A 24,697-nucleotide genomic window follows, 5' to 3' on the forward strand; every position below is an offset into this window, starting at 1 on the left:
AATGTTATCTCATCATATATTGTATTGGTTTTAGGTGGTTAGTTAATTAGTATCTGATTGTTTTTTATCGTGTAATTAATGCCATGAACATCATTAAAATAACTCATCACATTTTCGATTGATTCTTCTTTAAAGCTGGCGTTGAATTTTTCGTTAGCCAATTTTTCATTTTTATTAATGATCGTTACGTTGTAGCGTCTTTCCAGTTTGGTAATGATATTTTTAAAAGCCATATTTCTAAAAGTAAGTCCGCCATCTATCCAAGAAGTATAGATCTCTGTAATAACCTGTTTGGTTAAGATTGAAGCATTTGCTTTGTTGAAGCTTCCTTTAAAACCTGGTTTAAGAATAGTACTCTTGTCAGCATTAAAGTCTTCGCTAGAGCGGTACATCCCAACAGAACCTTCAACAAGTACAACATCTGTGGCAGGATCTTCAGGATAATTAGACACATTAAAGTGGGTTCCTAAAACGCGGACATTTAAGTTATCTGCATTTACAATAAAAGGATGTTTTTTATCTTTTGCTACATCAAAAAAAGCTTCTCCGTCCAGATATACTTGACGATTTTCTCCAGCAATAAATTTTACTGGATATTTTAGAGTAGTACCAGAATTTAAATGAACCATAGTTCCGTCTGATAATTGCAAACGAAATTTTTTGCCAAACGGAATTTTAAGCGTGTTGTAAGCCAATTGATCAGAATCAGCTTGATTTTCATAAACCAATTTATCGCCGTCTTGGTTCCCAATAATATTCCCGTTTTTATCATGAACTTGAACTTTTCCGTTTTCAGAAATAACTTTAATACTTCCGTCTTCCATTTGTAGGACAATATCAGAGCTTTTAAAATCGAAAGTTGCTTCAGTAGATTTACTGAAGAAACCTTGTTTGTAGGCAAGTCCAACTCCAAGAAGAACCAAAACAGAAGCCGCAATAGAAATGTATTTTCTGTAGTTTGATTTTCTCGGCTGTAATTCGATTACTGTTTCTTGTTCTTTCGCTGTAGCTAATATGCTGTCAAAAATGGAATCGGCTTTCTGTTCCTCCATTTTTGGCATTTCGCTCAAGAGATTTTTCACTTCTTCTACTGTTGGAAATTCATCAGTAAGATTATTGCTTCTGAAATAAGCAATAACTTGTTCTGTTTCTTCAGCAGTACATTGATTTAAAATAAACTTCTCTAAAAGCGTTTTTATTTCAGAATTTGAATTCATTAAGAATGTTTTTGGGTTCTGTGTTTCTATAATACAGATGAGAAGGAGTTGAGTACTACTCAAACGTTATAAATTTTTAAATTTTAACATTTGGAAACGAATGATATGTATTTAACTTGTTGATTTTTAATGGTTTTTGTAAGTAAAAAATTTTCTGATTAAATAGAAATCTTTGTCAAAGTTTTAAACTTTGACAAAGATCGACGCAAAGAAATTAAAACATAGCCCACGATTTCAACCGTGGGAGCGCAACGCAAATCACGCAACGCAAATCACGCAACGCAATCACGTAATTGAAATCGTGCAAATCAATACGTTTCCCACGGTTGAAACCGTGGGCTATGGTTTCAATCTTGGGACGCAACGCAAATCACGCAAATCAAGACGTTTTGGGCTATGTTTGAAATAGATGATTTTAAAAAAGGCGGATTGGTATAATTTAAAACAAAAAAATCACTCCGAAGAGTGATTTTTAAGGGCATTATTGTGGTTTTGGTTAGATAATTTCATCGTGAAGTTGAAAAAAACCGCGCATCGATTCGAGCGCTTTACTCATTTGGTTCCGGACCGTGTTTATCGAGATTCCGAGTTCCTCGCTTATTTCTTCATAACTCATTCCTTTTTTCCGCGACATTTTAAAAATCTGCCGTCGTTTGGGCGGGAGCTGTTTTATAGCTTGTTTTCGGAGTTTTTTGCAATCGGCTTCGCGAATAGCATAATCTCCGTGTTCATGTGTTTTCTGACTTTCATAAAAAACGGCTTCTTTCAAAATAACTTCATTTGCCGCTTTATTCAAAACATTAAAAGCCTGATTTCTGGCAATCGTAAAAATGTAGGCTTTAAAAGACTGATCTACATCTAAACTTTCGCGATTAAGCCAAACTTTCAAAAAAACATCCTGGACATTTTCCTCTGCAGCTTCTTTCGATTTTAGAAGGCTAATGCTATATCCATAAATATCTTGGCGAAATAAATCAAAAAGCTGGCGAAAGGCTTTTTCGTTTCCTTTTTTGAGTTCACTTACCAATAATTTTTCACTATGGTTGGCAGCTTCTAACAATTTTAATCGCTTTTTATTTAATTCTAATGATATTAGGCTATCAAAATAAGAGGTCCTGAATCTGACTTCATCGCAAATATATAAAAATATTATTCGCAACAAATTATATCTAAAAAAACTTAATTCGGATTTTTTGTTAGTTTTTTGTAATGATGACTTAAAAAACACGCTGAAGTGGCTTTTCTACAAGTAAGTGTTATTTTGACGCTATTGCCAAATAAATTTTTATTCCGAATCTTACTTTTGAGAATATTCTTATCTACGAAATATGAAATTTTAGTCTTACTGGCTTTATTTCAAAAGAAAAATCCTTTTAACTCCAAAGAATTAAAAGGATTTGTATGGATAAAAATCAAAATTTGATTTTATAATTCGTTTTTGAGATTAGTTTTTCAAATCTTTAATCACTTTAAAAGCGACATCAACTTGATCTTCTCCAACTAAAATCGTAAATTCATTTGAAGTCGAAATTACCTCATTGATGATAATTCCTTCCCAAGCCAAACGTTGGAAGATGAAATAGTAAATACCAGGAACTACGATATTCTCTTTTGGTAATTTTACTGTGATAGAAGCTAAATTATCTAATTTCTGAATTAATTTTTCTCTCATAAAGTGTTTTTCAACTAAATGATTTACACTGCTGCTGACAACGATATTGGTTTCGTTTACACCACGAGATGAGGTATAAAAAATATCAGATAAAGCATTAATGTCTGAGATCAAATCTGCTTGTTTGTTTAAAACAGTCTCAGATGCTGCAAAAGTGTAATCTGTCAGTTCAGAACGAACGGTGATTTCACCTATATTTTTAATTACTTTATTGATTTTGTGGTTCAGTTTAAAATCTAGTTCTTCCGTCAGTCGTTTTAAAGACATTACAACAGCGCCTTGTTTTACTTCTTTTCCAAACTCACTTTCTAATTCGGTCATAATATTTCGCGAAAGTGAAGTTAGGTTAATAATTCCGAGCGACAGAGCATTTAATAAAAATGGTTTTGTTTTAATGTAGTTTTCTACAATAGAAGAAACAGTTTTCATAATTTTTTTTTTTTTTTTGGTAACAGTTGAGTTGGTTGTTAATTTAACATTACGATGTTATAATTCTTTGCAAATATAAATAAAAAAACAAATTGTTACAATTATAACAATAAAAAATTATGTTAAAAGTGATAAAAAGCATCGGTAAGATGTTCAATTGCAAATGATTCCCTGTCTTTATGGATCGCAACGATATCAAAACGGATTTCTAAATCTTCCTGAAAATCCTTTTCCCTATCGTTTATGTAGGCATTTACTGCTTTTATAAGTAATTGAATTTTTTTTGGCTTCACAAAATCTTGCGGAGAACCAAAATCTAAATTCGATCGGGTCTTTACCTCAATTATGGCTAAAATAGAATCTTTTTGTGCAATGATATCTATTTCTGCTTTCTGAAAAACGTAATTTCTGTGTTGAATAGTATATCCGTTTTCTTCAAGATGCGAGACGGCAAGGTCTTCGCCTAATTTTCCTAAATTATTATGCTCTGCCATGGTTTTGCTTTAAAGTTTCAAGTTTCAAGTTGTTGAATCTTATATTGGGTTTGAGTTTTTTGCATGCAAAGACGCGAAGACACAAAAGCATAAAACTTTGTGGCTTCGCGTCTTTGCGAGATTTTATGTGGTATTTTGAACTTCCTTAAAAAAGGAATACGAAATATTATTTTTTAAAAGTAACCGTGCTTCCAGTAGCAGTAACTTCCATAGAAACGGTATTTCCCATAATTAAAGCTCTATTGTCTCTAATATGGCCTGCTGGAAAATTGAAAATTACCGGAATATTGTATTTTTTGGTTACATCATCAATAATTTCCAAAGCATTTTTACCCCAAGGCACTTCATTGTCTTTCATGCTTGTCATTCCGCCAATGATAATTCCTTTGAGATTTTCAATACAGCCGTTGCGTCTCAGGTTCATCATCATACGGTCAATATGGTACAAATATTCGTCTAAATCTTCTATAAATAAAATTTTATCCTTGCAGTCAATTGCCGATGGAGATCCTAATAAACTATATAAAATAGATAAATTTCCACCTACTAATTCGCCTGTAGCGCTTCCCAAACGATTCATAGGAGTTGGACTTACCGAGTAGGAAATAGGTTCGTTAAATAGAGCGGCGTGTAAAGAGCTCACAGCATCTGGAGTTGCTCTTGGAACCGTAACCGGCATAATTCCATGAATAGATTTGTAACCCATCGTATTCAAATGATTATGCAGAACGGTAACGTCGCTAAAACCGATAACCCATTTTGGATGCTGTTTGAATTTCGTAAAATCCAATAAATCTAACATTCTAACAGTACCATATCCGCCGCGAACACACCAAATGGCTTTAATATTAGGATTGTCTAATTGCTTTTGAAAATCGGCAGCTCTTTGTTCATCTGTTCCAGCCAATTGATGGTAATCTAAACCAATTGTAGATCCGACAACTGCTTCTAAACCCCAGCTGTGCAATAAATCTATTGTTGGTTTTAAATTGTCATCGATATTTTTTCGCGCTGTCGCTAAAAGCGCTACAGTATCTCCCTTTTGTAAGTAAGGCGGTGTTATCATGTTTTGTTGAGATTGACAGTTGAATGATTTTAAAGCAAAAATAAGAAATGCGAACTGATAAATAATAGACGGTTTCTTAATGTTTAATAGGTTTTTCATGGTCATCATTTGCTTCTTTCATTTATATGAAAAAACAAATATAGAAATTTTAGATTTTAAATATATTTGAATTTTCTTACATTTAATTAAAAAAGAGTAATATTGAATGTTTTTTAAATACTAAATATATGCACTTTTTTAGAAGCTACTTTTTATTAGTTATTCTTTTTTCATTTCAAACGCAATCGCAATCCAAAAAGTATAAAATACATACCGTCGCTTTTTACAATTTTGAAAATCTTTACGATACTGAAAATGATGCTTTTACAAATGATGACGAATGGACACCAAATGGAACACAGCACTGGACAAAAGAAAAGTATCAGCAGAAATTGAAAAACCTAGCGAAAGTGATTTCTGAAATTGGAACACCAGAAAATACAAATGCGCCAACTTTAATTGGCGGAGCAGAAATAGAAAATCGCAATGTTTTAGAAGATTTAATTAAAGAGCCAAAACTCTTGCCACTGGATTTAGGAATCATTCATTTCGATTCGCCAGACAAACGAGGTATTGATGTGGCTTTACTTTATCAGAAAAAGTATTTCAGACCGACTTCTTATTCGAATATTCCATTAATTATTTATAAAAAAGAAATTCCTAAAAAAGAAGAAGAAATTTTAGATGATGAAATTGAAGTTAAAAAGGAAAGTAAGAATCGTGTTTTTACACGAGACCAACTTTTGGTTTCAGGATTTTTGGAAGATGAAGAAATACATATTATTGTCAATCACTGGCCGTCGAGATCTGGTGGAGAAAAAGCAACAAGTCTCTTTCGAGAAGCCGCAGCAAAATTAAACCGAAAAATTATCGACTCTCTACAACAGATTAATCCGCAAGCCAAAGTTTTGACGATGGGAGATTTTAATGACGGACCATTGAATAAAAGCATAAAATCTGGTTTAGGTACAAAAGGCGTAAAAACTGAAGTAACAGAATTTGGTGTTTTTAATCCGTTTGAAGAACTTCAAAATAAAGGTTTAGGAACGATCGCTTATCGTGATTCGTGGAACATTTTTGATCAGATTATCATGACCCAATCCTTAATTCAACCTGATTTTTCGACTTATAATTTTTGGAAAGCTGGTATTTTTAATAAATCTTATCTTATTCAAACTTCGGGACAATATAAAGGTTATCCGCTGCGAAATTCAGTTGCAGAAGCAGGATTTAGTGATCATTTTCCTGTTTATATTTATTTGATAAAAGAATTTTAGTAGAGACACACAGCAGTGCGTCTAATATCTCGTTTTAAAACCCTAAAAATTTTTCTGCCACGAATTACACGAATTGCTCGAATTTTTTAGCCACAGATTAAAAAGATTTTTAAGATTTTTTCAGTCAGAATGAATTAGTGTAATTAGTGAAATTCGTGGCAAACTAAAAAAATCATTTTAATTCATTTAATCTGTAGCAAAAAAAACTCATTTAATTTTCTTCAAAACTTCTTTTGCAACGGCTTTTATAAGCAGTAGAATAATCAGAAGTAATCTTTTTCGATTATGGTTTTAAAATGTTATCTACGAATCTAAAGACGCACTGCGGTGCGTCTCTACAAATTTACTAACTTTAGCTTTTCAAAATTTAGTACTTATAAAATGGCTATAGCAAAACCTTTTAACCTGACGCAATGGATTGACGAAAATCGTCATTTATTGAAACCACCTGTTGGAAATAAAAATCTCTATGTAGATTCTGGAGATTATATTGTAATGATTGTAGCAGGACCAAATGCCCGAAAAGATTATCATTATAACGAAACAGAGGAACTTTTTTATCAGCTGGAAGGAAGTATTAAAGTGGTGATTCAGGAAGATGGACAGCGTAAAGAAATGGAATTAAACGCGGGCGATATGTACTTGCATCCAGCTAAAGTGCCACATTCTCCTGTTCGTTCAGAAGGTTCTATTGGTCTTGTAATTGAAAGAAAACGCGCTGGTTTGGGGTATACTGATGGTCTGCTTTGGCATTGCGATAATTGCAATCATAAATTGTACGAAGTGTATTTTGAACTTCATAATATAGAGAAGGATTTTCTTCCTCATTTCGAGCATTTTTACAATTCAGAAGAATTAAGAACCTGCGATAACTGCGGGACTGTTATGGAAACTGATCCGAGATTTGTGGCGAAGAAATAATAAATTAAACCATTAAGAGATTAAGAAAGTTAAGCTAAGTGAAAACTTAATTTTCTTAATCTCTTAATGGTTCGTTTTTATGGTTTAGTAAAGCTACAACTCCAATTTTTTTCCTTGCTCCGGATAAATAATCTGCACTCCTAAATCATTTTGATTTTTTAACTGCTCTTTAATTTTTACAATATTCTTCGCAGGAGGTTTTAAATGCGTGATGATAATTTTGAAGTTTTTCAAAGAACCTTTTCCTGCTAAATCTTCTAGAACATGAAGTTCTTTCATTAAATAATTTGGAGTTAGATGACCAAATAAAAATTTGTCCGGTTGCTCATTTAGAAAAGAAACTTCAATAAAAATCCCTTTTAATTGTTTTTGTTTAATTAATGGTGCAACGGCTGTCCATAAATCACGAAGATTATTGCTTTTTTCGACTTCGTCAGATCCCGTGTCTCCTAAATATAATGCATAATCAGTATTGCTTCTAATTAAAAAAGCAGTACTCTCAAATGGATTAACATGACTTAAAGGAAATGCCTTAACCGTCATTTTAGCATTCGTTAAAAGAGTTTCTACGCCTAAATTCAAAGTTTGAAAATGGTATTTTCTTAAAGGGAAACCAGGTCCAGCATCTCCAAAATTTGCCCAAGTCTGATCGTTAAAATAATGGTTTTCCATCATTTCCATGCATTTATTTGTCGCATAAACCGTCTTCGAAGAATCAGCTGGAGAATTGATAATTAAACCAGAAACATGGTCTAAATGCGCGTGCGAAATTAAATATCCTTTAATGTATTTTCGTAAAACTTCACTTGTAGAAACTTTAAAAGTTTTCTTTTCAATAGCTTTTTCAATTCCCGCATTTACCGTTCCGGCGTCAAGACAAATATAATCGTTAGTATTGGAAGGAGCTATTAAGTAAGCAGAAAGATTTTTTTCGTCAATACCGCCCATTACACCCAATGGAACTACAGAAAAAGAGGCATTTTCTTTTTGAGAAAATATGTGAGTTGAAACGAATAGCAAACAAAAGAGAAGAAGCCGATTAAGAGTCATATTTTTAATTTTAAGTAATGCAAATTTCATTAAATAAATCTAATAATAAAGTTTCGTTACTGTTAATACTCTAAAATAAACTTAAATTTACGTTGATTTATGAATTAACTTCAATCGAAAATTAATTCTAAAACAATATCTTTACATTAAAATATAACAATTTTAACTAAAAAAGTTACAATGACAACAATAGCATCGCAATTTGGAATGAATGAAGCTCTTGAAAAATTGGGCATCAAGACCGTAAATGAAGGAACATCAACAGGAACAAATAATTTTTCTTCTGGAGAAATTCTAGAAAGCTATTCGCCAGTTGACGGAAAGTTAATTGCTTCGGTAAAAATGTCAACTGCTGAGGATTATGAAAAAGCAATTCAAACTGCGGCAGAAGCGTTTAAGACTTTTAGATTGATTCCGGCGCCTCAGCGTGGTGAAATTGTACGTCAGTTTGGAGAAAAATTGAGACAGAATAAAGAAGCTCTTGGTAAATTGGTTTCTTATGAAATGGGAAAATCATTGCAAGAAGGTTTTGGAGAAGTTCAGGAAATGATTGATATCTGCGACTTTGCAGTTGGTTTATCTCGTCAGCTTCACGGATTAACGATGCATTCTGAAAGGCCAGGACACCGCATGTACGAGCAGTATCATCCATTAGGAATTGTTGGAATTATTTCGGCATTCAATTTCCCAGTTGCAGTTTGGTCTTGGAACACAGCTTTAGCATGGATTTCTGGTGATGTCTGCGTTTGGAAACCTTCTGAAAAAACCCCTCTTTGTGGTATTGCCTGCCAAAATATAATTGCTCAGGTTATTAAAGAAAACAATCTTCCAGAAGGAATTTCATGTTTAATAAACGGCGATTATAAAATAGGGGAGTTATTGACTGCAGATACTCGTATTCCACTTATTTCTGCTACAGGTTCAACCCGAATGGGGAAAATTGTAGCTCAAACCGTTGCAGGAAGATTAGGCAAATCATTACTTGAATTAGGAGGAAATAATGCCATTATTGTTACTCCAGATGCAGATATAAAAATGACTGTAATCGGAGCTGTTTTTGGAGCGGTTGGAACGGCTGGACAGCGTTGTACTTCAACACGAAGACTGATCATTCACGAAAGTATTTATGATAAAGTAAAAGACGCTTTGGTTGCGGCTTACAAACAATTGAGAATCGGGAATCCGCTTGACGAAAATAATCATGTTGGTCCACTTATTGACACACATGCTGTCGAAATGTACGCAGCAGCTTTAAATAAAGTTGTGGCTGAAGGCGGAAAAATTCTAGTAGAAGGTGGAGTTTTATCTGGTCAAGGTTATGAAAGCGGCTGTTATGTAAAACCTGCAATTGTAGAAGCTGAAAACTCGTTCGAAATTGTTCAGCATGAAACATTTGCTCCAGTTTTATATTTAATTAAATATTCTGGCGAAGTAGAAAATGCAATCGAAATTCAAAATGGCGTTGCCCAAGGTTTATCGTCGGCAATTATGACAAATAATTTGCGCGAAGCAGAAAGATTTTTATCATCAACAGGATCTGACTGTGGAATTGCAAACGTAAATATAGGAACTTCTGGAGCCGAAATTGGTGGTGCTTTTGGCGGTGAAAAAGAAACTGGAGGCGGTCGCGAATCAGGTTCTGACGCTTGGAAAATATATATGAGACGCCAAACCAATACAATTAACTATACAACAAATCTTCCGCTAGCGCAGGGAATTAAATTTGATTTGTAATTATATAAATATCTGAAATAAGAAAGGCTTCCAAATTTGGAAGCCTTTTTAAGTTAAGTTTAGTTTTACTTTTTTATAAGAGTTTGATTAAATGATCCATCGACAGTATAAATTTTCGCTAGATAAGTTCCAGGAATTAAACCGCTTGTATCAATGCTTTGAGAATTTCCAGAATTAACTACTAGATTTCCAGAAATATTGTAAATCAGTACTTTTTGCACTTTTTGCTCAGGATCTGATAAATATAAAGTGCTAGAAACTGGATTTGGATATAAAATGATTTTTGATGTTTCATTAGTACTTTCTTCTACAGCTAAATCAGTTGTAGTCGTCATTTTTAATGTTCCTCCGCTGTAAACCGTGCTGATATAGAATAAATTGGCAACAGAACCTTTTGTTATGCTATGAGAACCAGCAGCAATAGAAGCTGTTACAATACCAGCAGATGCGGTATAAGAAACATTGTCTACTTTAATAGTTCCTGTAAAGTTAGAATCGAAAACCAATGTTAAAGTTGATGCACTTGTTGTTGTGTAGGTTATAGAGGTGCTCGATTCAATTTTTAATCGTTGTGTTAGCGTTAAGCCATTATAAGTTACAGAACCTGGAGTCGAATTCATATTTCCTGTAATAGAATAGAATGAACTTGTTTTTCCAGAAGTTGTAAAATTATGATTTTCAGAACCACCAGTTGAACCCGTTGTAACGGTTATTGTTCCTGAAGCAGTTACTGGAGTTCCTGAACTTCCAGAAGTAGTTACAGAGTAAGACACATTTGCAGTTGGAGTCCCTGTAATGGTAATGGTTTTTGCCGATGTATTTTTTACAAAAGACAATCCAGAAGCTGGTAATCCAGTTACTGAAGCATCTGTAGCATTTCCACCCCAAGTAAACACAATCGAAGCAATTGCAGTTCCAGAAGAAACAGTTTGGTTATTGTTTCCAGAAGAAGTTAAAGTTTGGTTTCCAGCAGCAGTAACGGTTACAGTTCCTGAACCAGTGGCTGGGGAACCACTAGTTCCAGAAGTTGCAATGGAGTACGAAACTGTTGCAGTTGGCGTACCCGAAATAGTTATCGTTTTTGCGGATGTATTTTTTACAAAAGATAGTCCAGAAGCAGGTAATCCCGTTACAGTTGCATCTGTTGCGTCACCACCCCATGTAAATACAATCGAAGAGATAGCAGTACCGCTTGCAACAATTTGATTGTTGTTTGAAGCAGATGTCAGCGTTAAAGTCTGTCCGCTTGAAGGTGGATTTCCTTCACCTTGTACAGCAACTAGAGTTCCTGTATAGTTTGTTAGCGCTGTTTTTAATGCTGTAATAACTAAAGAAGAAGTATCATCTGTTGCATTATTGAATGTCCATTTTAAATCTCCTCCAGAAACACGTCCAGCATATTGAGTCGTTTTAGTTTTTGCCGCTGCTGGAGTATCAACCACTAGATTTTTTACATACAAATTAGCATCTGTATCAAAGTTATTATACGTATTAGCGCCTGATTTCGATTTTACAGAACTGCTTACGACTTCTCCTCTTGTTGCCGCTAAGTAAGCATCAAAATCTGTTGTAGAGCTTATCTTTCCTGAAATATTGTACAGAGGATTTGGATCATTATACGCTACAAAACGCATATTGTTTGTTCCATTAGAAGCGTCAAAAGTATTGTTAAAAGCTTTGATGCTTCCACCTGCTTCACCAGAGAATGTTCCCATTGTTCCTGCGTTATTCACTTGGTTGGCTTCATCCCAAATATCAGTACCTTGCAGTGAAGTTAGCATTGGGTGCTTGCTGTTTCTATAATAATTTCCTTCAACAAAAAGTGAAGATCCTAAAGTTGAACCTGCTCCATATTTAGAAACGCCATCATAATAGTTGTTGTAAATATGTGCCGAATAATAGCGCACTCGTGGATGACGAGAATCAGAATGGTCAAACCAGTTGTGGTGATACGTGATGTACAATCCTGAAGTTGTACCTTCGCTTAAGCCTAAAAGACTTGCTTTTCCATTGTCCCAAAAGTGGTTGTAAGACAATGTAATATAAGTCGAAGTTTTGTTGTCTAATGCTCCGTCGCCTTTTATTTGGTCGGCATCGCTTCCTGCATTTCCATAGAATAAATCGCAGTTGTGTACCCAAACGTGATCGTTGTCTTGCTGCATTCCTACGTTATCACCGGCAGTACTGTTACAATTCATAAATCCAAGATTGCTCACTTCTATGTTTGAAGCCGATTTCAATCTAACTCCCCAGCCATTTGCAACAGCGTCGTCACCAATACCTTCAAACGTAACATAACTTGAAGCATTGTTTGCGTTTTCAATAACAACATCACCACCTTCCATAACGGTCATATCGGTGATATTTCCAATCAAGCGAATAATGAACGGACGCGTATCTTTTCCTTTTTTAATAGCATACAAAATATTTTGTAAACCAATACAAGGATTTGAACTTGCACCAGTAATATTCATAGAAATGGTGTTTTTGGTATTTTGCGTAATGTAAAGAATTACGGCATTATCCTTTGGAGTTCCGTCAGCTTTATATCCGCCAGGAATACGGCCGCTTTCAAAAGCAAATCCATTTCGGTCATGTGCTGCTACAGTTAAGCTTCCCGTTGTGGTTCCAGTTCCCTCGTTGCCATTTATAACTGGCTTTACTTTTACGGTATAAGATCCAGCTTTTAACCCAGGAATATCAGCGCGAAAATAAGAGCCATAACTTCTAATAAGCTGGTCGTCAATTTTTTTGTCTGTAAATCCGTTACCCGTGTAGTAAACATTGTAGGTTTGGACACCGCTGACTGGCTGCCACTTTACAAAAGCAGATTCCAACCAGCCGGAAGCTTCATTGATAGTTTGGGCCCATAATTGAGCTGTCATAAGAAAGACAGCTACGAAAAGTAGGTTTTTTTTCATAGTGTTTGTTTAAGATAGTTAATAAAATAAGTAAGTGGTTTTACTTTCGACTCCAAGTGGTTTAATTGTAATCGATTACACAAAATTATATATTAATTTTTAATACCGTAATTTTTTTACTAAAAAAAAGAATATACTTAATTTTTTTAGCTTTTAAAATGTTAAAAATGTAATTAATTGCATGAATTGTAATTTATTACACATTGATTATTGTGTAAGGAAAGCCGTAATTTATTAGCTTTTTAGAATTTTACAATTTAAATAGGAAGAATTTAGAAGATTTGTAATTTTTTTTAATTACATAAATTACATTTCCATTTTTTGTAGGAAAAGAATTCTTTTTGTTTTTTGAAGAACAGATTATTCTTAAAGATTTAATCTCAAAATTTACATTTAAACTTTAAAAAAGTAATTTATTAAAATAAAAAAAGCCCTTTTGATTTTACTCAAAAGGGCTTAAATTTTTATAACGAAGAAATTAATCCTTACTATAAAGCTTAGCTAAAAGTCTTAGGAATTCAATGTATAACCAAACCAATGTAATCATTAATCCCATTGCTCCGTACCATTCCATAAATTTTGGCATTCTTTCTCTTGCACCTTTTTCAATTAAATCAAAATCTAAGAATAAATTAAGAGCAGCGATAATAATTACAAAAACACTGATACCAATGCTCATCATAGAATTTCCATAATGAACAGGCTGCCAGCTTGTAAATAGAGAGACTAACCAAGAAATTAAATAATAAGTAGCAATTGCCAATGTTGCCGCAACAACCACAGATTTAAATTGTTCTGTAACCTTCACAATTCTAAATTTGTATAAACCAAGGCAAACCAAGAAAGTAACTAGAGTTGCACCAACGGCATTAATTACGATTCCTGGAAATTTTAATTCAAATATTGCAGAAATTCCTCCAATAAACAATCCTTCAAATAAAGCATATCCAGGCGCTAGGTAAGGGGAAGCCTGTGGTTTAAATGAAGAAACCAACACTAAAATAAAACCAATAATTGCACCTCCAATTGTAGGCAACATGGGATTCATTCCGTTAAAAGCCATCCACCATGTTACCATAGCAGCACCGCATAAAATAAGAAATAAGATTGCAGTTTTGTTGATTGTTCCAGACACCGTCATTTCTTGATTGTAATCAATAATCTGAGCTTGGTGTACTTCTGTTCTTGAGTCAGCATTAGAAAAACGCTTACTGTTTAAAAATGGATTTTTTGAATTAAAGTTCATAATTTAATACATTTAATTGAACCCAAATATATGGAGATTTTTTGAAGTGCAATCTCCGAAGAGAATTATTTAACATGATTTTCTGTTCTTTATAAAGCAAAAAAATCCATCAACCGAGACTGATGGATTTTTCTATATATTGTATTTCTTATCTTAATTCAATAAGTCTAAAACTAATGAAGGGAATAAACCAATAATAATATTTAAAGCAATTGAAACTACTGCAGTTGCATAAATAAGGAATGGTCTTCCTGTTCTTTCCTGATTTGGTTCTTTAGAATACATTGCCAAAATTAGTTTGAAATAGTAACCAACACTAATGATAGAGTTAATTACGGCAACAATTACTAAACCGATATATCCTGCTTGAATAGTTTGGTTGAATAAGAATAACTTAGCAAAGAATCCAGAGAAAATCGGAATACCGGCCATTGACAATAATGAACCTGTAAGGATTGCAGCCAATAACGGATTTGTTTTTCCTAAACCGTGGAAATTGGTAATGTCTTCATTGTCATGATCTCTGCAAACATATAAAATTACGCTGAAAGCTGCGATTCCTGATAATGCGTAAGCAGCAGTGTAGTATAATAAAACGCCAGCAGAAGCTGAAACAGTTAATAATGTCATTAACATGAAACCTGCGTGAGAGATTCCAGAGAAAGCCAACATACGTTTTACGTTTACTTGTCTTAATGCCATAATATTACCAACAGACATTGAAGCAATAGAAAGAACAACGACAATAACTTCAAATGTGTGTAAAAGATCTTGGTTGTCTAATGAAGCAATTAAATTTAAACCAGAAACCAATTTAAATAGCGTTGCAATTGCCACCACTTTTGCCAATGTGCTCATTAAAGCTGTTGTTAAAGCAGGAGAACCTTCGTAAACATCTGGAGCCCAGAAATGGAAAGGTACAGCAGCTACTTTAAATAACATACCGATAACCATTAAAATCATACCAATTGGAAACCAGATTGGTAACTCCGCAGAAAGCGCGCTTTCGTGAATTTCGCTTATATCAAAACTTCCCATTGCGCCGTAAATCAAGCAGATTCCAAATAAGATAATTCCAGAAGCAAAAGATCCCATTAAGAAATACTTCATACCGGCCTCATTGCTCTTAATATTTAAACGGTCACTTGCTGCTAAAACATATAATGCAATAGATAGAATTTCAATTCCTAAAAAGAACATTGCTAAGTTTCCAAAAGAAACCATTGCTACAGCTCCAGCCAGTAAGAAAACTTTAATAGCAACATAATCTGAAATTTTCGTTGGATGATTATGGTAGAAATTATGGCTTAATGCTACAAGGAAAATCGTCAGGACAATAAACAATGATGAAAACGAAGTAGAGAACTTACTTACTGTAATCATATTGTTGTAATAACTTTGTTCCATTCCGAATTCGCAGAAATTGATTGCCAATACCCCTAGTAAACCTAATATGGTAAAAGGAACGATGGCTTTTCTTAAATTAAGAATTTCAAACAATAGGCAGAAAATACCCAATCCTGTTATAGCTATTAATGTATTCATTTTTATCTTTTTGATTTAGGATTTCAATTTTTAAATGTAATCCTAATTTATTTTTTGTTTAAAATATTAGTTCTTATTGATAACTTGTAAAATGTTTTCCAAGCTTGGTGTAATCAAATCTGTGATTGGTTTTGGATAAAATCCGAAGAACAATAAAACAGCGATAATTACTGCGAAAGAAATTCCTTCGTTAAGTGTCACATCAGCAAAAGCTTTTGAGTTCGTTTCACCCAACATTACGTGCTGGAACATTCTCAACATATAATAAGCTCCTAAAATAATAGTTGTTCCTCCTAAAATAGCAAACCAAATATTAATTTGAGATAAGCTGTATAAAACAGTAAATTCTCCAACAAAGTTAAACGTACTTGGTAATGCAACAGAAGCCAATACTAAGATTAAAAACATTGAAGCAAATTTTGGAGACTGTGTACGAATACCGCCCATTTCTGCAATTTCTCTAGTTTCATATCTTCTAAAAATAACTTCAGCAGCAAAGAATAATCCAACTACCACAAAACCGTGAGCAATCATTTGTAAAACTGCACCTCTTAAACCATCAAGAGTTAAAGTGTAAGAAGCTGCAGCGATTAAACCAACGTGCGCAAGAGAAGAATAAGCTAATAATTTTTTAAGATCTTTTTGTCTTAAAGCGACAATAGAACCGTAAATTACACCTGCAATTCCTAAAGCAATAAAGATATACATGTATTCTTTTGCAGCTGTTGGTGCAAGTGGCAATTGCCAACGAAGAACACTGTAAAGTCCCATTTTTAGCATGATACCAGATAAAAGCATTGTTCCAACAGTTGGTGCTTTTTGGTACACATTTGCCTGCCACGTGTGGAAAGGGATAATCGGAATTTTAATAGCATAAGCTAAGAAGAAAGCCAAGAAAATCCAGAATTGCTCGCAAGCAGATAAATTTAATTTATATAAATCTTCAATTAAGAAAGATCCTGCTTTTGTGTATAAGTAAATAAAAGCAGTTAACATGAATAACGATCCAGCAAGTGTGTAAATAAAGAATTTAACCACTGCTTTTCTGCGTTCTTCAGCATCGCCATTACCCCAGATTAAAGCAATAAAGTAAATCGGAACAAGAGCAAGCTCCCAGAAAATATAATATAAAAGACCGTCAGAAGCTAAGAAAGTTCCTGTCATAGCAAATGCCATAAAAAGAATTAATCCGTAGAAAGCTTTTGCATTTTTATATTCATTTCCAAAAGAAGAAAATATAATAATAGGAGTAAGGGCTGCAGTTAATAAAACCATTGCCAATCCCAATCCGTCAGCGTTTAAAGCGAAAGAAATTTTAGGCTGTGTGATCCAGCTGTTGATTACGCTGATATTTTCGCCAGCGTTATAATTATTCAATAATACAATTGAACATCCTAAAGCGGCTAAGCTGAAAAGCAAAGCAACTTTCGAAGCTAGTTTGTCACCAGAAAAATAAGTGGCAAATGCACCAATTAAAAGTATAATTAATATAGTAGAAACGTTCATAGTTATAATATTATTGAGCTAAAAATATATAGGAAATAATGGCACACATTCCTAAAACAAATACAAATAGATATAATCCGATACTTCCTGATTGTAATCTCTTTCCTTGATAAGCAATTTCGTTTGTCACTTTACCTAATCCGAAAACAAGAGCAGATAAACCAGTTTCGATATAATCTCTAAAGAATTTAGATAAGCTATTAATTGGCTGAACAAATACAGCATCGTAAACTTCGTCTACATAATATTTGTTGTATAAAACTTTGCTTAAGCCAGTAATGTTTTCATCAGATTCCGGCACATTATCTTGCTTGAAGTATTTTACGTAAGCAATTAAAATTCCTAATAACCCACCAAGAACAGCAACACCCATTAAAGTATATTCAGTTGTGCCTAAATGATGTTCTTCGCCAGCTACTTTTGTGAAAAGCGGAGCTAAGTAATGATTTAACCAACTGTTTCCTGGTAAACTAATTAATCCACCGAAAGTGGCTAAAATAGCTAAGATGATAAGCGGAATAGTAATTAATGAACCACTTTCGTGTAAATGATGTTTTTGCTCTTCAGTTCCTCTAAATTCTTTGAAGAAAGTCAAGAACATTAAACGGAACATATAGAAAGCTGTCATGATTGAAGCAACAGATCCAACAACGTATAATTGAATACTGTGGTGGAAAGCAGTTAATAAGATTTCATCTTTAGAAAAGAATCCAGAGAAGAATGGAACTCCAGAAATGGCTAATGAAGAAATTAACATGGTCCAGAATGTAATTGGCATCGCTTTACGCAAACCTCCCATGTTACGCATATCCTGTTCTCCGTGTAATCCGTGAATTACAGATCCAGAACCTAAGAATAAACAAGCTTTGAAGAATGCGTGAGTGATTACGTGGAAAACCGCTACTTCGTAAGCTCCAAATCCTAATGCTAAAAACATTAATCCTAATTGAGAAACTGTAGAATAAGCTAAAACTTTTTTGATATCTGTCTGTACTAATCCAATTGTAGCAGCAACCAATGAAGTGATAGCTCCAATAATTGCGATTACATTTTGTACATCGTGAGCTAAATCAAATACAAAGTTTAATCTGGTTACCATAAAGATACCTGCAGTTACCATCGTAGCCGCGTGGATCAATGCAGAAACTGGAGTTGGTCCAGCCATCGCATCAGGTAACCAAGTGTATAACGGAATCTGAGCAGATTTACCACAAGCTCCAATGAACAAACATAAAGCAGCTAAAGAAAGTAATGGTAAATTTAAGTTAGTTGCTCCTGCAATTGCAGTTTTTAAAGTCGCATAATCCAAAGTTGAAAACATCGATCCGATGATGAACATTCCGATTAATAAACCTAAATCTCCAATTCTGTTCATGATGAAAGCTTTTTTTGCAGCATCATTGTAATCTTGGTTTTTATGCCAGAATCCAATTAATAGGTAAGAACAAAGTCCAACACCTTCCCATCCAATGAAAAGAACTAATAAGTTGCTTCCAATTACAAGCGTAATCATAAAGAATACGAACAGATTTAAATACGCAAAAAACTTGTGCATATTCTCATCGTCATGCATGTAACTGATAGAGTATAAGTGAATCAAAGATCCAATTCCAGTTACAAATAATAACCAAAGAACAGATAATTGATCTAATAAAAATCCAAGATTGATTTTTAAGTTGCTAATTTGAATCCAATCAAATAAAGTAACCTCAATTCCTTTTCCAGTTGAAGTTATTTGATTAAAAAGTAAAAGAGAAACTACAAAAGAAATCGCTACAGCAACAGTTCCGATTGCACCAGAAGCTGTTTTTCCTAAGCTTTTTCCAAAAAAGACATTTACTAGAAAACCTAGTAAAGGAGTTAAAACTAAAATTAAAGCTAAATTGGTATCCATTTCTGATTATCCTTTTAAATTTTTTAAATTATCGATACTAATTGATCCGATATTTCTAAAGATAGAAACTAAAATGGCCAATCCTACCGCAACTTCGGCTGCAGCAACCGCCATCGAGAAGAACACAAAAACTTGTCCTTGCGCATCTTGATGATAAGTTGAAAAAGCAACAAATAAAAGGTTTACCGCATTCAACATAATTTCGATAGACATGAAAACGATAATAGCATTTCGTCTGTACAATACACCAAAAATACCAATACAGAAAAGTACAACACTCAAAAAGATGTAGTTTTCAATACCTATTTGATTTAATATATTACCCATTATTTATTTAATTTTTCTTTTTTAGACAATAGAACTGTTCCAATCATAGCAACCAAAAGTAAGATCGAAGCAAATTCGAAAGGAACCATATATTCGTCCAATAAAATTTTACCTAAAACTTTAATTGATTGGAAATCTTCTCCAGTAGAATCGTATTCACCCACAATTGGTTTCGAGTTAATAAAGATTGTAATCAAAACGATCAAGATTAAACAGAAAGAAACAATAGCGCCTAGACGTGTAATTCTAGGACGGTGAACTTCTCGTTGTTCGTTCAGGTTCATCAACATGATGGTAAACAGGAACAGAATCATAATAGCTCCAGAGTAGACTATTATATGAACAACAGCTAAGAATTGAGAATTTAATAGTAAATAATGACCAGCAATTGAGAAGAAACAGATTACCAAATAAATGGCACTGTGAATCGGGTTTCTGCTGAAAATAGTCAAGAAAGCAGTAATAACGGTAATAAACGCTAAAAAGCAAAAGATAACTTGAACAGTTGTTGCGTGTGCAAAATCAGGAATATGTATCATTTAGTTAGCGTTTTTAAGTTGAGCGTTTTTCAAAGCCATTTCTAAAGGCATTACTAATTTGTCTTTCCCGAAAATGAAATCTTCTCTGTTGTAGCTAGCAGGAACTAACACTTTAGATTCAGTCAAGTAAATAGCGTCTTTTGGACAAGCTTCTTCACATAAACCGCAGAAAATACAACGAAGCATATTGATTTCGTAGATTTCTGCATATTTCTCTTCTCTGTACAAGTGTTTTTCATCAGCCTTGCGTTCTGCAGCTTTCATAGTAATCGCTTCTGCAGGGCAAGATAATGCACATAATCCGCAAGCAGTACAGTTTTCACGGCCTTGTTCGTCGCGTTTCAGCATGTGCTGCCCACGGTAAACTGGACTCATTTCACGAACCTGCTCTGGGTAATGAATGGTAACTTTTTTTCTAAAAAGGTGTTTTACTGTAATAACCAGACCTTTTACAATCGCCACAAGATACAATCGCTCAACAAAAGACATGTCTTTATTTGACACCACCTTTTTTCTACCCGATAATGATATAGTTTCTATTGACATTTTTACTATTATAGTTTATGATTTATTATTTGAAATGAATCAAATTCAATCTATTTTGTTTTTTATTTGAAGCTAATCCTGCTATCCGCTATATCTTATATTTTTTAAAGAAAAAAATATAAGGATGCCGCTTCTATCAGGGCTAGGGCATTACGGTTCTTAGAAGCCTAAGGCAGCTAAGATTTCGTGTCTTAAAATAACAACACCTGTTATCATGATATTAATGATTGAAAGCGGAATTAAAATTCTCCATCCTAAATTCATTAATTGGTCATATCTAAATCTTGGAATTGTCCAACGTACCCACATGTAAAAGAATATGAAGAAACATATTTTTACAAATAATGCTGCAATTCCTAATAAGTTAGCTGCATTTACACTTACATTTTCTACCATCCATTGCATTCCTGGATAGTTGTATCCACCAAAGAATAAAACAGAAATAATAGTAGAAGATATAAACATACTCGCATATTCAGCAAATAAATAGAATCCCATTTTCATTGATGAATATTCTGTGTGGTAACCTCCAATTAACTCATTTTCACATTCTGCTAAGTCGAAAGGAGTTCTGTTTGTTTCTGCAAATGAACAGATTAAGAAAATTAAGAATGATAATGGCTGATAAAAAACATTCCAGTTCATTCCTTGCTGCTGTAATGAGATTTCTTTTAAACTCATTGTTCCAGTCATCATCAATAAAGCGATTATTGATAATCCCATTGCAACCTCGTAAGAAACCATCTGAGAAGCAGCACGAATAGCTCCCATTAAAGAGAATTTATTGTTAGAAGCCCATCCACCAATCATGATGCCGTAAACTCCAACAGAAAGAACTCCAAAAATGTATAATAAAGCAATATTTACATCTGTAGCTTGAAGAATAATGTCTCTTCCGAAAAGGTGTAAACGGTCTCCCCACGGAATTACAGCACTTGTCATCAAAGCTGTACTCATCGAAATTGCGGGACCTACGACGAATAAGAATCTATTAGGAGTGTTTGGGAAAAATTCTTCTTTCGAGAATAATTTCATACCATCTGCAAGCGGCTGTAATAAACCTCCCCATCCTGCACGGTTTGGTCCAACACGGTCTTGCAAGAAAGCAGCAACTTTACGCTCTGCCCAAGTAGAATACATGGCCATAATCATTGTAACCGCAAAAACGACTACAATAACAACACTTTTTTCTATAATTAACGCACTTTCCATTTCTTACTATTTTTGGTCTTTATCAGTTAATGGAATTGCTGCCATACTAATCTTTTTACGGTCAATATCACGGCCTAAAAGAATGTTCTTTTCAGTGTCGATCGTTACTTTCTCTAATTTCTGAGTGTAATTATTTTGATTGATTACAGAGTCTTTTTCAAATTCTCTTGGACCTTCAATTACCCAATCCTTCACATCTTTATGATCAAAACGACAGCTGTTGCAGATGAATTCTTCCACTTCATGGTACTCGTCTTTACGGCCAGTTACACGCTGAATTTCTCCACCAAACATCCAAACGGTAGTTTTTCCGCAACATCCTGGAGTTGTACATTCTCTGTGTGCGTTGTAAGGTTTGTTAAACCAAACTCTTGATTTAAAACGGAAAGTTTTATCTGTTAAAGCTCCAACTGGACAAACATCGATCATGTTTCCAGAGAACTCATTTGTAATAGCTTTAGAAATACAAGTCGAAATATTAGCGTGATCACCACGGTCTAATACCCCGTGAACTCTGTTGTCTGTCAATTGATCTGCAACTTGTACACATCTTTGGCAAAGAATACAACGGTTCATGTGAAGTTGAATATTCGGACCAATATCTTCTGGTTCAAATGTTCTTTTTTCTTCAATGTAACGCGACTTCGGATTTCCGTGTTCAAAACTTAAATTCTGTAAATCACACTCTCCAGCCTGATCACAAATAGGGCAGTCTAATGGGTGATTGATTAATAAAAATTCTGTTACAGATTTACGTGCTTCCGTTACTCTTGCAGACGATTTACTGTTTACTTCCATACCGTCCATACATCCTGTTACACAAGATGCCATCAATTTTGGCATTGGTCGCGGGTCAGCTTCACTTCCTTTAGAAACTTCAACTAAACAACAACGGCATTTTCCGCCACTGCCTTTTAATTTTGAGTAATAGCACATGGCTGGCGGAACTAAATCTCCACCAATCATACGTGCAGCCTGCAGGATCGTTGTTCCTGGTTCTACGTCTATACTTTGACCGTCTATGGTTACTTTCATCTCTTATTGATTTGAATGTTGAAAGTAAGAATATTCAAAAGAGTTGCTGTCCTTTTAATATTTTTAACTTTATAACTTTCTGCTATATATTTTTATACGATTACTTTACCGCCAACTAAATGTTTTACCTGAGAAAAAGGCTCAGCTACAAAGTGATCTCTATTTTTAATTTTTTCTGGGAAACGAACGTGATATTCGAACTCATCTCTAAAGTGACGAATCGCTGCAGCTACTGGCCAAGAAGCAGCGTCACCAAGTGGACAAATTGTGTTTCCTTCAATTTTGCTTTGAATGCTCCACAATAATTCGATATCTTCTTCACGGCCTTGACCGTTTTCGATTCTCCATAAGATTTTTTCCAACCATCCAGTTCCTTCACGGCAAGGAGTACATTGTCCGCAAGATTCGTGGTGGTAGAAACGAGCAAAATTCCAAGTGTTTCTAACCACACAAGCAGTGTCGTTGTATACGATAAATCCTCCGGAACCTAACATAGATCCAGTTGCAAAACCACCATCACTAAGAGATTCGTAAGTCATTAATCGGTCTTCTCCGTTTGCTGTTTTAAAAATTAATTCAGCTGGTAAAATTGGCACAGAAGAACCTCCAGGGACAAATGCTTTCAAAGGTCTGCTTGAAGACATTCCTCCTAAATATTCATCAGAATTCATGAATTCATCAACGCTTAAGCCTAATTCAATTTCGTAAACTCCAGGATTTTTAATGTGTCCAGAAGCAGAAATTAATTTGGTTCCAGTAGAACGTCCAATTCCAATTTTAGCATAATCATCTCCAGAATTGTTTACGATCCAAGGCACCGTTGCAATAGTTTCTACGTTGTTCACTACTGTTGGGTTTGCCCAAAGACCAGAAACCGCTGGGAAAGGTGGTTTAATACGAGGATTTCCTCTTTTACCTTCCAAAGATTCGATTAATGCTGTTTCTTCTCCACAGATATATGCTCCAGCTCCACAGTGAACGTGAAGTTCCAAATCATAACCTGATCCTAATATATTTTTTCCTAACCAACCTGCAGCTTTTGCTTCGGCGATTGCTCTTTCTAAGATTTTGAAAACCCACATATATTCTCCACGAATGTAGATATAAGATAGGTTAGCGCCTAGAGCATAGCTTGAAGTAATCATTCCTTCGATCAATAAGTGAGGAATATATTCCATCAAGAATCGGTCTTTGAATGTTCCTGGCTCAGACTCATCGGCATTACACACTAAGTGTCTTGGTCTTCCTGATTTTTTGTCAATAAAGCTCCATTTCATTCCAGCAGGGAAACCTGCACCACCACGACCACGCAATCCTGATTTTTTTACTTCTTCAGTAACTTCATCTGGAGTAAGTGTTTTTAAAGCTTTTTCTACAGAAGCATAACCACCGTTTTGGCGATATACTTCGTAGGTTTTAATTCCAGGAATATTGATTTTATCTAATAATATTTTTTGTGACATCTTATTTATCGTGTAATATTATTTTATCATCTTTACAATCAGCAATAATCTGATCGATTTTCTCTTCTGTCAGTTTTTCTTTGTAGAAATCACCCAACTGCATCATCGGAGCGTATCCGCAAGCGCCTAAACATTCTACACCAGCAATGGTAAACATTCCGTCTGGAGTTGTTTCGCCCATTTTAATGCCTAGTTTTTCAGAAGTGTAATCCATCAAATCCTCAGCACCTCTTAAACAGCAGCAAGAAGTCTGGCAGAACTCAAACATATACTTACCAATTGGCTTTTGGTTGAACATCGTATAGAAAGTAACCACCTCATAAACCTCGATCGGTTTTATCTGAAGAATCTCGGCAACTTTATCTTGAAGTTCAATGCTAAGCCAGTTGTTGTGCGCATCCTGAACTTCGTGCAAAACAGGCAATAAAGCCGATTTTTGTTTGCCCTCAGGATAATGACTGATCAATTCATTGATGCGGTTCATCAATGCCTCAGTCATATTTATTTCTTGTTTGTAATGTTTACGTTCCATTTTTATTTTAGATTTTAGATTTTAGTCCCGAT

General features: G+C 34.3%; 21 protein-coding genes. 3 read left to right on the forward strand and 18 right to left on the reverse strand.

The window, feature by feature from the left end; all coding sequences use genetic code 11:
* Positions 1–38: 38 nt before the first annotated feature.
* The 5 genes from Q9Q97_RS03265 to Q9Q97_RS03285 all read right to left on the reverse strand — a co-directional run bounded on the left by Q9Q97_RS03265 (position 39) and on the right by Q9Q97_RS03285 (position 4,878).
* Entirely contained in the window at positions 39–1,217 is a 1,179-nt protein-coding gene (locus Q9Q97_RS03265) for a FecR family protein (RefSeq protein ID WP_306154535.1), read from the reverse strand.
* Between the two features lie 496 nt (positions 1,218–1,713).
* Entirely contained in the window at positions 1,714–2,277 is a 564-nt protein-coding gene (locus tag Q9Q97_RS03270) for an RNA polymerase sigma factor (RefSeq protein ID WP_306154536.1), read from the reverse strand.
* A gap of 384 nt (positions 2,278–2,661) precedes the next feature.
* Entirely contained in the window at positions 2,662–3,318 is a 657-nt protein-coding gene (locus Q9Q97_RS03275) for a hypothetical protein (protein WP_008466087.1), read from the reverse strand.
* Between the two features lie 122 nt (positions 3,319–3,440).
* Positions 3,441–3,812 carry a YraN family protein gene (locus tag Q9Q97_RS03280; RefSeq protein ID WP_306154542.1) on the reverse strand — a complete coding sequence of 124 codons (372 nt, stop codon included), beginning with the start codon at positions 3,810–3,812 and terminating at the stop codon, positions 3,441–3,443.
* Between the two features lie 166 nt (positions 3,813–3,978).
* On the reverse strand, positions 3,979–4,878 hold the full coding sequence (locus Q9Q97_RS03285) for an LD-carboxypeptidase (RefSeq protein WP_306154857.1): 900 nt from the start codon (positions 4,876–4,878) through the stop codon (positions 3,979–3,981).
* Between the two features lie 227 nt (positions 4,879–5,105).
* Between Q9Q97_RS03285 and Q9Q97_RS03290 the strand changes: the two genes are divergently transcribed.
* Both Q9Q97_RS03290 and Q9Q97_RS03295 read left to right on the forward strand, forming a co-directional pair.
* Positions 5,106–6,194 (forward strand): endonuclease/exonuclease/phosphatase family protein, encoded by a 1,089-nt coding sequence (locus Q9Q97_RS03290; protein ID WP_306154543.1) that lies wholly within the window; start codon positions 5,106–5,108, stop codon positions 6,192–6,194.
* Between the two features lie 381 nt (positions 6,195–6,575).
* Positions 6,576–7,115 carry a 3-hydroxyanthranilate 3,4-dioxygenase gene (locus Q9Q97_RS03295; RefSeq protein ID WP_306154545.1) on the forward strand — a complete coding sequence of 180 codons (540 nt, stop codon included), beginning with the start codon at positions 6,576–6,578 and terminating at the stop codon, positions 7,113–7,115.
* 93 nt (positions 7,116–7,208) lie between these two features.
* Here Q9Q97_RS03295 and Q9Q97_RS03300 read toward each other — a convergent pair whose 3' ends face one another.
* Positions 7,209–8,165, reverse strand: coding sequence for an MBL fold metallo-hydrolase (locus Q9Q97_RS03300; protein ID WP_306154547.1), 957 nt, complete (start codon positions 8,163–8,165; stop codon positions 7,209–7,211).
* A gap of 180 nt (positions 8,166–8,345) precedes the next feature.
* On the opposite strand from Q9Q97_RS03300, the gene Q9Q97_RS03305 reads away from it, so the two are divergent.
* Positions 8,346–9,899, forward strand: coding sequence for an aldehyde dehydrogenase family protein (locus Q9Q97_RS03305; protein WP_306154549.1), 1,554 nt, complete (start codon positions 8,346–8,348; stop codon positions 9,897–9,899).
* Positions 9,900–9,964: 65 nt separating this feature from the next.
* Here the strand turns inward: Q9Q97_RS03305 and Q9Q97_RS03310 are convergent, their stop codons facing one another.
* The 12 genes from Q9Q97_RS03310 to Q9Q97_RS03365 all read right to left on the reverse strand — a co-directional run bounded on the left by Q9Q97_RS03310 (position 9,965) and on the right by Q9Q97_RS03365 (position 24,665).
* A complete protein-coding gene (locus Q9Q97_RS03310) occupies positions 9,965–12,820 on the reverse strand; it encodes a T9SS type A sorting domain-containing protein (protein WP_306154551.1) in 2,856 nt (951 codons plus the stop codon).
* 478 nt (positions 12,821–13,298) lie between these two features.
* The gene (locus Q9Q97_RS03315; protein WP_306154553.1) at positions 13,299–14,066 is read right to left on the reverse strand and encodes a Bax inhibitor-1/YccA family protein; all 768 of its coding nucleotides are present in this window, start codon (positions 14,064–14,066) and stop codon (positions 13,299–13,301) included.
* Positions 14,067–14,219: 153 nt separating this feature from the next.
* Positions 14,220–15,611 carry an NADH-quinone oxidoreductase subunit N gene (locus tag Q9Q97_RS03320; RefSeq protein ID WP_306154555.1) on the reverse strand — a complete coding sequence of 464 codons (1,392 nt, stop codon included), beginning with the start codon at positions 15,609–15,611 and terminating at the stop codon, positions 14,220–14,222.
* 66 nt (positions 15,612–15,677) lie between these two features.
* The gene (locus tag Q9Q97_RS03325) at positions 15,678–17,117 is read right to left on the reverse strand and encodes a NuoM family protein (protein WP_306154557.1); all 1,440 of its coding nucleotides are present in this window, start codon (positions 17,115–17,117) and stop codon (positions 15,678–15,680) included.
* A 10-nt stretch (positions 17,118–17,127) separates the two neighbouring features.
* Positions 17,128–19,011, reverse strand: a complete 1,884-nt coding sequence (gene nuoL, locus Q9Q97_RS03330) for an NADH-quinone oxidoreductase subunit L (RefSeq protein ID WP_306154559.1) — start codon at positions 19,009–19,011, stop codon at positions 17,128–17,130.
* A gap of 6 nt (positions 19,012–19,017) precedes the next feature.
* The gene (gene nuoK / locus Q9Q97_RS03335) at positions 19,018–19,338 is read right to left on the reverse strand and encodes an NADH-quinone oxidoreductase subunit NuoK (protein ID WP_008466103.1); all 321 of its coding nucleotides are present in this window, start codon (positions 19,336–19,338) and stop codon (positions 19,018–19,020) included.
* Entirely contained in the window at positions 19,338–19,877 is a 540-nt protein-coding gene (locus Q9Q97_RS03340) for an NADH-quinone oxidoreductase subunit J (protein ID WP_125718840.1), read from the reverse strand. The genes nuoK and Q9Q97_RS03340 overlap by 1 nt, the downstream gene beginning before the upstream one ends.
* On the reverse strand, positions 19,878–20,423 hold the full coding sequence (locus Q9Q97_RS03345) for an NADH-quinone oxidoreductase subunit I (RefSeq protein ID WP_306154563.1): 546 nt from the start codon (positions 20,421–20,423) through the stop codon (positions 19,878–19,880). It lies immediately after the preceding gene.
* A 159-nt stretch (positions 20,424–20,582) separates the two neighbouring features.
* Positions 20,583–21,635: an NADH-quinone oxidoreductase subunit NuoH gene (gene nuoH / locus Q9Q97_RS03350; RefSeq protein ID WP_306154565.1), complete on the reverse strand. Its 1,053-nt coding sequence runs from the start codon at positions 21,633–21,635 to the stop codon at positions 20,583–20,585.
* Between the two features lie 6 nt (positions 21,636–21,641).
* Positions 21,642–22,670: a 2Fe-2S iron-sulfur cluster-binding protein gene (locus tag Q9Q97_RS03355; protein WP_306154567.1), complete on the reverse strand. Its 1,029-nt coding sequence runs from the start codon at positions 22,668–22,670 to the stop codon at positions 21,642–21,644.
* A 92-nt stretch (positions 22,671–22,762) separates the two neighbouring features.
* Positions 22,763–24,133 (reverse strand): NADH-quinone oxidoreductase subunit NuoF, encoded by a 1,371-nt coding sequence (gene nuoF, locus Q9Q97_RS03360; RefSeq protein ID WP_109191391.1) that lies wholly within the window; start codon positions 24,131–24,133, stop codon positions 22,763–22,765.
* 1 nt (position 24,134) lies between these two features.
* Positions 24,135–24,665, reverse strand: coding sequence for an NAD(P)H-dependent oxidoreductase subunit E (locus Q9Q97_RS03365; protein ID WP_306154569.1), 531 nt, complete (start codon positions 24,663–24,665; stop codon positions 24,135–24,137).
* Positions 24,666–24,697 lie beyond the last annotated feature (32 nt).

The organism is Flavobacterium sp. DG2-3 (genome assembly GCF_030730925.1).
In the GTDB taxonomy this organism is placed as follows: domain Bacteria; phylum Bacteroidota; class Bacteroidia; order Flavobacteriales; family Flavobacteriaceae; genus Flavobacterium.